This window comes from Citrobacter sp. wls829, from assembly GCF_005280825.1.
GTDB classification, from domain to species: domain Bacteria; phylum Pseudomonadota; class Gammaproteobacteria; order Enterobacterales; family Enterobacteriaceae; genus Citrobacter; species Citrobacter gillenii.
Genome location: NZ_SZWP01000095.1, coordinates 1 through 3,679, shown reverse-complemented (window position 1 = coordinate 3,679; position 3,679 = coordinate 1). Strand labels below are relative to the sequence as shown.

1 protein-coding gene is annotated in these 3,679 nt (G+C 56.8%); it reads left to right on the top strand.

All coding sequences use genetic code 11. The features are described 5' to 3' along the window. Window positions 1-315: 315 nt before the first annotated feature. Complete coding sequence (locus FDW88_RS18810; protein WP_249354903.1) at window positions 316-3,501, top strand: autotransporter outer membrane beta-barrel domain-containing protein; 3,186 nt, start codon at window positions 316-318, stop codon at window positions 3,499-3,501. The last annotated feature ends 178 nt before the right edge of the window (window positions 3,502-3,679 follow it).

Genomic DNA, 3,679 nt, shown 5'->3' with positions numbered 1-3,679 from the left:
ATCAGGAACTTGTTCGCACCTTCCCTAAAAGATTAGCGCGCCAACTGTAACAGTCGGAACAGCATTATTTACCGCGCATTCAGCCGCGCAACGCTATTCACCAACAAACGCTTCGGTTGCTTGAAATAATCGATGTGCACATTTATGTGCTCTGTGGATGTGCACATCTATTGCTAAGAGCGACGATAACAACACCTCACAGGTAAAATAATGAATAAGACTTTATATATGATTCCCGCAGGCCGGGCCTATCGACAACACGGGAATATTACGCGATCCAGGAAATTTACGTGGCTGGGAGGGGTGTTTACCTTCATGGTCATCAGTACGCTGACGCTATCAGATGCTTATGCTGGAGGAAATGGTGCAACATCGGGTACCCCAGGGTCTGCAGGGAGTCAGGTCACGGGTGGCGGTGGTGGTGGCAGCGGTAGCGGTACGAATGATGGCGGTGATGGCAGCGTAACTGATGGAAAAGGCGCAGATGGACAAAACGGGAATTTTGCCGGGTTAGGGGGCGATCCTGGAATGCAGATAACGGCGTCACAGACGATCACTACCCGTGTCACCGGAGGAACGGGTGCTGACGATACCGGCGCTGCCGGTGGTGGCACCGGGATAATTGTGCGCAGTGGTGCATCGCTGACGCTCGACGGTGCAACGGTTACCGGAGGGAACGGTGGTACGGGGACGCCAAACAACCTGGACACTGGCAGCGGCGGCGGCGGCGCCGGCATGCTGACAGATGGGAATCTGATCTTGACCGGGAGTGGTACGTCCATCACAGGTGGCGCCGGGGGAACCGGGAGCAGTTCGGGCGGCGGCGGTACGGCGGTTGTGTTGACCGGTGGAACGGCGACTCACCTGACCAATGAAAGCGGCACGATAACCGGTGGCGTCGGTGGTCGAGGACGCTCGGGCGGCGGTGGTGGCGCCGCCGTTGTGACCAATGCAAATGTGACCAACCTCGTCGGAGGTACGATCACTGGCGGTGATGGCGGCATTCGTCCTTCCGCCAGTATCACTGCAAGCGGTGGGGGTGGTGCGGGTATTTTGGTAGCGAATAATGGTCAGAATACGGTTTCTATTATCAACCAGGGCGTGATTTCAGGTGGTAACGGTGGCCCATCATTTGCGGCAGGCGGCAATGGGGAAGGCGGTGCGGGTGAAGGGGGCGCACAAGGCGGAAGCGCGTCAAATGGTCGGCTCGGCGATGGTGGGGCTGGGGTAAAAGGCGCATTCCTATCGATTATCAACGCTGGTGCTATTAATGGCGGAAAGAGTGGCGATCCGTTGTTTGGTGGACAGACATCACGACAGGCGAACGCCATTGAGTTTACCGGTGGTGTCAATCGGTTGGAACTGCAGGCCGGATGGTCGTTTCTTGGCAAGGTCGTCGGTATGACCGGGTCAACAAATACGCTGGTGTTGGGTGGGGATACGACACAATCGCAGGGGACCGGGCCAACGGTCTTTGATGTTGCTCAACTTTCTGCCACCGGAGGTAATGGTCAGTTTCAGGGGTTCAGTACATTTCATAAAACCGGTACCAGCACGTGGCAGTTAACAGAGACTACCGCGCAGCTGACGCCGTGGACGGTAAGTAATGGCACTCTGTCGATTATCACTGATGAATCGCTGGGTGATGTGAGCGGAAATCTTACCCTGTTGAATAACGCCACGCTTGCCACCGGCGCCGATATTTCGACGGTGCGTAATGTGATGTTGGGGCAAGGTGGAGGAAAGTTTGATGTATCACCGTCCACAACACTTGCACTCGCGGGGATGATCTCGGGGCCTGGAAGTCTGACCAAAGCCGGCGATGGCACCCTGACGCTGTCCGGCAACACCCTCTGGACCGGGGACACCCATATCGACGGCGGTGAACTGGTGCTGGATGGCAGCAACGGCGGCGCGCAGCTGGTCAGCAACGTCATCGGCCAGGATAACACCGCGATATCCCTGCGTAACGGTGCCACCCTGACCGGCTGGATTGACCCGACGGACGTCAGCATTGACACCACCAGCCGCTGGAATATGACTGCGGACTCGCTGGTCGATGAAGTTAACCTTGCCGGGACCATTAATTTTGCGGCCCCGTCCTCGCTGCCCATGAACGCCGGACGGACCCTGACCGCGACCAGCTGGCACGGACAGGATGGTACGGTGGTGCTGAATACCGTGCTGGGTGACGACGCCTCGACGACCGACAAGATTGTGGTCAATGGCGATACCAGCGGCAACACCTTTATGAAGGTGAACAATGCCGGCGGTGGTGGCGCACAGACGGTGGAAGGTATCCGTGTGGTGGAGGTTCATGGGGCATCTGATGGCACCTTTACCAAATCCGGGCGTATTGTGGCCGGGGCTTATGACTACAGCCTGGTGAAAAAAGGCACTGGCTGGTTCCTGACCAGCCTGTATGTTCCGCCGCCGGTGGGGCCGGAAACGCCCGCAGTTCCTGTTACACCGGCAGTTCCTGTTACACCACGCACACCTGATGAACCGGGTATCCGGGTGGTGCGCCCGGAGTCGGCCAGCTATACCGCCAACCTGGCGGCGGCCAACACGATGTTCATCACCCGGCTGCATGACCGTCTGGGTGAACCGCAGTACACCGATGCACTGACCGGTGAGAAGAAGGTTACCAGTATGTGGCTGCGCCAGGTGGGCGGGCATAATCGCTGGAAGGACAGCAGCGGGCAGATGAGCACGCAGAGCAACCGTTATGTTATCCAGCTGGGCGGCGATATTGCACAGTGGAGTACGGATGGCCTGCAGCGCCTGCACCTGGGAGTGATGGCCGGTTACGGCAATGATGACAGCAACAGCCGCTCACATGTGACCGGTTACCGTGCAGATGGCTCGGTGAGCGGTTACAGTGCGGGACTTTACGCGACCTGGTACCAGAATGACGAGACCCGACAGGGACTGTATCTGGACAGCTGGGCGCAGTATGGCTGGTTTAACAATGACGTGAAGGGTCAGAATATTCAGGGTGAATCCTATGACTCAAGTGGTATCACCGCCTCACTGGAAGCCGGGTACACGCACAAGCTCGGCGAGTTTACCGGCAGTAAGGGCTCGCTGAACGAGTGGTATATCCAGCCGCAGGCGCAGGCTGTCTGGATGGGCGTCAGGGCGGACGACCACCGTGAAAGCAACGGCACGCGGGTCAGTGCGGAAGGTGAAGGTAATCTTCAGACGCGTCTGGGCATACGCACCTACCTGAAAGGACACAGTAAAATAGATGACGGTAAAGCGCGGACCTTCCAGCCGTTTGTGGAAGTGAACTGGCTGCACAACACGCATGATTTTGGTACGAAGATGGACGGGGTGAGCGTGTATCAGGACGGGGCGCGCAATCTCGGAGAAATCAAAACCGGCGTGGAAGGCAAGCTGAACGACCACCTGAATCTGTGGGGTAACGTGGGCGTCCAGGTCGGTGACAAAGGCTACAGCGACTCATCTGCGATGGTGGGGATGAAATACAGCTTCTAGTTTGCGTTTCATATTGAGTGCGTGCGTAAGGAAGTCTGACGGTAAAACGAGATACAAAAAACCACGCAATGGCGTGGTTTTAATGTATCTAATTTCTGATGTTACATCATGGCAGGTAATGCCGGATTAATTATTTTTTATCCATTCCCTCGTTAGGGAAGGTGCGAACAAGTTCCTG

What these genes read in the sequence shown, in the direction of transcription:
- FDW88_RS18810 (WP_249354903.1), top strand. Translation starts at nt 316, where the DNA reads ATGGTCATCAGTACGCTGACGCTATCAGATGCTTATGCTGGAGGAAAT.